General features: G+C 60.3%; 6 protein-coding genes. 2 read left to right on the top strand and 4 right to left on the bottom strand.

Features of this window, described 5'->3' with window-relative positions:
• The coding region (locus tag GY725_13150; GenBank protein MCP4005135.1) for a hypothetical protein at window positions 1–457 on the bottom strand (457 nt) is incomplete at its 3' end.
• 202 nt (window positions 458–659) lie between these two features.
• Here GY725_13150 and GY725_13145 point away from each other — a divergent pair.
• Both GY725_13145 and GY725_13140 read left to right on the top strand, forming a co-directional pair.
• The gene (locus GY725_13145) at window positions 660–1514 is read left to right on the top strand and encodes a glutathione S-transferase family protein (protein MCP4005134.1); all 855 of its coding nucleotides are present in this window, start codon (window positions 660–662) and stop codon (window positions 1512–1514) included.
• 77 nt (window positions 1515–1591) lie between these two features.
• Window positions 1592–2341: a CPBP family intramembrane metalloprotease gene (locus GY725_13140; GenBank protein MCP4005133.1), complete on the top strand. Its 750-nt coding sequence runs from the start codon at window positions 1592–1594 to the stop codon at window positions 2339–2341.
• 51 nt (window positions 2342–2392) lie between these two features.
• Here GY725_13140 and GY725_13135 read toward each other — a convergent pair whose 3' ends face one another.
• The 3 genes from GY725_13135 to GY725_13125 all read right to left on the bottom strand — a co-directional run bounded on the left by GY725_13135 (window position 2393) and on the right by GY725_13125 (window position 5272).
• Window positions 2393–3607 (bottom strand): nitroreductase, encoded by a 1215-nt coding sequence (locus GY725_13135; protein MCP4005132.1) that lies wholly within the window; start codon window positions 3605–3607, stop codon window positions 2393–2395.
• 128 nt (window positions 3608–3735) lie between these two features.
• Complete coding sequence (locus tag GY725_13130) at window positions 3736–4650, bottom strand: hypothetical protein (GenBank protein ID MCP4005131.1); 915 nt, start codon at window positions 4648–4650, stop codon at window positions 3736–3738.
• On the bottom strand, window positions 4562–5272 hold the full coding sequence (locus GY725_13125; protein MCP4005130.1) for a hypothetical protein: 711 nt from the start codon (window positions 5270–5272) through the stop codon (window positions 4562–4564). Before GY725_13125 ends, GY725_13130 begins: the two co-directional genes overlap by 89 nt.
• Window positions 5273–5525: the final 253 nt, after the last annotated feature.

The following is a 5525-nucleotide window of genomic DNA, read 5'->3' as shown; positions in this document are numbered from 1 at the left end:
GCGCGGAGAATGCGCGTTCCTGCGCGGAGAAGACAGTCAGCACTTCAGGCAGGAGCCGGAAATCGACAAAGCGCAGCGCCTTTCCGAAGGCCGCATAGAAGACATCGCAGCACACGTAGAACCCGATGAACGGCAGACTCGCCAGCACTGGCCGAAATGGACCGCGCCGCAAACTCGCGTACAAGAATCCGAACAACAGGCCGAGCAATGGGATCTCGGTCTGAATCTGACTCTTGCGGGTCGAATACCCGGTCAGAAGTGCATCCGACAGAATCGTGTACGAGATGCACACAAAGACGAACCAGGCACCGGCCCATAGCCAGTGCGCTCTGCTTTTCAGCCCGGCCAGGAGATCTCCGACCAACATGCATGACAGGAAGTGCAATCGGGCAACCAATAGATAGGAGTACGGATTCCGGAGATATCTAGGTGTAGCCTGGACGATCCACGTGAACAAGGAATATTTCGCTGACCTCACCCTCGAAATGATTCCGATGGCAAGACTCGATCGAAAAGATCTTCCCGGAAACGGACGTGACGCCCCCGTCAGCTCGGTATACCCTGGAAATCCGGTTTCTGAAATAGAGATTTTCCGCAATTCAGGGGAGGCAAACCCGCATTAGCCTCCCAGTGGTGCCGGAAGACCTGGAGAGGATCCGATGATCATTCCCGACGCTGAAGTCGCGACAGGCGAAGTCAGGTCCTGGCCCGGGGTCCACTTGCTGCATTACCAGGGTTCGTCGTGCTCCCAGAAGGTGCGAATCCTGCTGCGCGAGAAAGAGATCCCGTACACCTCACATCCGATCAACCTCGGAGCCGAGGAGCACGTGCGGCCGTGGTTTCTGGGAGTCAATCCCCGTGGTGTCGTGCCCGTTCTGGTCCACGATGGCGTCGTGCACGTGGAGAGCAATGACATCCTCGAGTACATCGACTCGAGTCTGCCGTCCGAATCGGCATCGTTTTTCCCAATCGACACCGGGGAGCGAGCGTTCGTAAAGGAGAACCTGAATCTCGAGGACAGTCTGCATATGGATCTTCGCGCGCTGACGATGGGTTTCATCATGCCCCGCCGGTTGGTGCAAAAGTCCGAGAAGACTCTCCGCCGATGGGAAAGTGAAGGAGCAGCGAACCCGAAGCGCGCGATCGAGGTCAAGTGGTGGCGCGATTTCGCGCGCGATGGCATTTCGGCCGCTCGGGCGCGGGCGGCTGTCGACGCCCATCGAGTTGCCTTCGAGATCCTGGAGCAGCGCCTGCGCACAGCGGAGTGGCTGATCGGCGGGCGGCTCTCCGTTCTCGATATTGCCTGGTTCATCACGACCACCCGGCTTCGGACGGCGGGCTATCCGCTGGCCGATCACCCGAACCTGCTCACCTGGCACAAGCGACTCGAGAAACGTCCGGCCTTTCGCGAGGAGACCCGCGACCCCCTGCCGATTCGCGCAGGGCTCGTGCCGGTCTATCGGGCCTTCCGGCGGCTTCGGGGCTCCACCCTTGAACAACAATTGGCCGAATAGCGTTCCCGAGACGGATGTTGGCTGGTGACGCTGGAGCGCCTCGCGAACTCACGATCTAGCCGTCCAAGGACTTGTTGATGTTTGACCTTCAGAATCCGACAGGGAAAGAACTCACCTGGACGTGGCCAGTTCTCATCGTGTTCGCGCGACTCGTTTTCGCCGTGCTCGCGCAATCGTTCGTCGCAGGTTTGTTCGCCGTTTCGGGCCACCCGGACCCCTGGCAGGCCGCCGCGCCGTGGTTGCCGGTCTATGGCAGCCTCATCGATGTCGGGTGCTTGCTCCTGCTCACGTTTCTGGTTCGTAGAGAGGGAATCCGCGTGCGAGACCTCATTGGCTTCGACCGCCAACGGCTTGGACGGGATCTGCTCTCGGGTGCCCTGTTGTTCGTGTTGTTCACAGCGCTCGCGATCGGAGGAATCGTGCTGGCGGGTCTCGCCATCTACGGGTCCGCTGGACCGCCGCCGCCGTTTGGCGCCCTGCCCTTGTGGGCAGCCTTGTACAGCGTCTTCATCTGGCCGCTGCTCTGGGCCATTACCGAAGAGACCACCTACCTGGGTTACGGATTGCCACGCCTTGCCGCTCTCTCGGGAAGGTCGTGGGTCGCGATCTCGATCATGGCCATCGGGGTGGCGGCGCAACACATCGCCCTTCCCCTGGGTGATTCAGCCTGGATGCTGTATCGGTTCAGCTCGTTTCTCCCACTGGCGATCGTGCTGGGGATCGTGTTCCTGCGAACCCGCCGGCTGATGCCGTTCATCATCGCACACTGGGCCGCAGACGCCTACGGAACCGCTACAGGAGTGCTCTTACCCCTGGTGCAGCAGTAGCCCGCACCATCGGTGCTCCTGCGGGAAACTGCCGGGCTTCAGGCGCGACATCTAGGCGTTTCCGCCCGGCACCCAGCTCACTTCATACCTCGGTAGTTCGGGTTCAGGGGCCCCGTCTCGGGAGCCTCTCGTTTGCGGAGGCAGAACTGCAAAGCGGCCTTCAATTCCGAGTGCCTCGCAACCCATTTCCCAACTCGCACACCAGATGCCCACAGCGACGGGCGAATAGTACTGGGAAGCTTTGGCGGTATAGAAGTCGACCCGCGCAACACCGTTCTCTTTCACAGGGGGTACGGAATTTCCCTCGGAAGAAGAAGCCAGAGCGACACATCGTGCCGGTTGCCCATTGAAAGCGGAGGGGGACCATTGACAGACTTCGAAGACTTTCTTGAACCGTTCGAAAGGTCCAGCTTCAACATCCAACGGTGTTTTCATATCTGAATCCGCGAAACACAGGGCAGAAAGAGGCAAGCGGCGCCGCTGAAGCCTCTGGATAAACCGCAACAACAGCGGTTTGTACCATGATTGATATCCGACGGCGCAGACACAAATAACATGATCCTGGCCGACATCGAAACGGTCGCCAAGTTGACGCATCACGTCTTCCTGATCTGCTCCAGGCCCGATCCAACAGGTCGACAGGCCGATGCGAGTCGCATCGACAACGATTTTCTGCAATGTCCGACCCACGTCGATCACGGAGAGACGCTGGTACTCTTTCGGTGCGATGGCCACCAGGAATTCGTGTGCACCGACCACCGGCCATACCGTCAGCCTCGCAGAGATGTATTCAAACCGGATGGGACCATCCCCCATCAGGGACTTTTCCGGGGACTCTGTGTGATGACGCACGAACTCCAGGAGTTCGTCTCGATCTGAAGATGTCATCTTCTGCCATTGGAATGAGCGACAAGAGACTCTCGATCGCATCAGTTCAAAAGCATCCAACTCTTCGTTGCGCTCTGGAATGCGCTCACGAGGGCGTACATCGAATTTCACAGTAACAACGTCGAAGAGATCCATCCCAAGCAGGAGAAAACCGACGCCCATGAATCCGTACGCAGTTCCCGACAGACCAGAAGTCCAGAAGATCGCCGCGAGAAGAAACAAGAGGAGAGCCAAGATCGCGACGGGCAGATACTGCAGCCATCCTGTGAACTGCAACTTCTCTTTCAAAAGCATCAAACCAGAGAGCACAATAGGCTCCTTGCTCAATAACGATCTGTTGATCTTAGCTCGATCGCCTTCCCGGCTGCTTCCGAGCAAATTGCCAAGCGCGGGGAGTTTCTGGTGGCCCAGGCGGGATTCGAACCTGGGTCGAAGCATCGCCGTATAACCGCTATCTGGCCATGCACATCGAACACAGGGAACCGTGTGTGAGGGGAGCGACTGAGCTACTCCAACTCGTAGACACGCGTGTTCGTGCCCTGGTGCGTGTAGATCAGGCGATACCCGGCGGGTAGAGCCTCTGGATCGCGTAGCGCCGCCATGGCCGGCCATAGCTTCGCGCCTGCGTCGGAGTACTCGATGTAGCGCGCTCCGATGCTCAGGCTGCGCGCGCGGAAGTCGGCAGCATCGGTGGCCAGCACGAAACCGGGCCTCAGACCGGCGAGCCGCGCAAGGTGCGGCTTCCGGCCGATGAGGACCTGCCCGGGCTCGACGAGACTTCGCAACTCCGTCGCCATGCCCAGCAGGTGTCGCGGCTCGATCTTGAGAGTGTGGTCGATGGCCCAGCGCGACGTGTGCGCGAGCGACAGCGCGGCCAGCAGCAGCATCGACCACGCAACGCCATGGCGTACGAACGCCCAACGGATCGAACCGATCAGTGACGAGCGGAAAGGAACGATCGCGACGAACAGAAAGAGGATCGGGCAAAGGAATAGATAGAAGCGCGTCTGGAAGATCCCCAAACCCATCTGCAGGTATCCCAGTCCGAACAGCACCAGCAACGCAGCGCGGCGCCGGTTCAGGTCCGCGAGCAGTAGCACCAGACCCCAGGCCGCGAGCAGGTAGCCGGGGAACCGCACGACCTGGCTCGCCAGCTTCTCCGGCCGGCGGACCAGGATGCGGGCAACGTACTCCTTTGCGAAGCGTGGCGGGTCGTGCAGCACGACGTCGGTCAATGACGAGAACTCTTCTCGAACCTCGTCCATCGCCGTACCCAAGGCCACGCCGTCTGGGTGGAAGTACTCCGCGGCAATGTGCTCGTGAGCCGAATTGCTAAACGGAGATCCGTTCAGCTGCCAGTTGGTCACGAGCCAGGGCGATGTGATCAAAAGGAAGGCCGCCGCGAACCATGCCGACTTCACGATGGCCTGACGCAGCGCTGGCCATTCGAACAGGAACAGAGCCGGAACCGCTCCGATCACAACGTACAGGTTCGTGTAGCGGACCATGACAGGCACCCCCGGCCAGTGCACCGGCGACGAAGCAGGTCCGCGGGGTGACTTCTTCGCTGCGAAACAGCACCCAGATGGCCGCGAAGGCGAGCATCGTAGCCAGCACGTCCGTCGACGCGAGAACCGAAAACGGAATCAACAGCAGGGCCAGGAGCAACGTCGCACCTGCGGCGACTCGCGCATCGAACAATCCGCGGATCAACAGGAAGACCAACCAACACAGCAGCGCCGTTGAAACCGCGGTGAGCGTCTTGGCCCCGGCAAAGTAGTCCACACCAGCCATGCGGGCGATCGCCAGAATCGCGGCGTAGCCGGGTGGATGCAGATGCGATGAGTAGGTGCGACCCAGTCGCAGGTTCTCCGCCTCTTCCATGTGTTGGCCGTAGAAATCGGTTTCGACACCGAAGTTCCCGACCTGACGTTGCTGGGCCACGACGAGTCCGACGACGAGGCTCGCGACGCAGATCGCGGCCGCAATGGCCACATACAGGCGCTCGCTGGCGACGCTCTTCGCAGACGGGGCAGGTTCCACGAGCAGGATGCTACCAGCCCCTGCTCACCATTGTAGAAGCCGAGCTTCGTCTCGACCGCCCCGAAGGCTGGGGTCGCGTTCGGGGATTGATCCCAGGGGCGATGGAGAAGGTTCGTAAGCGCGAACTGAACTGCATGTTTCGCCCGGAATATTGATCTCGCAGAGTATGACCTCCTGGAACGAGGAGGAGGTACTCGATGACAGCACGAGGAAGGGCGGCGAAGGCGGAGCAGGAACTGAGCGAGCGTCAGCG

The organism is bacterium (assembly GCA_024226335.1).
GTDB lineage: Bacteria > Myxococcota_A > UBA9160 > SZUA-336 > SZUA-336 > JAAELY01.
Note: the sequence above shows the minus strand (reverse complement) of the source record. Positions and strands in the feature narration are given on the sequence as shown.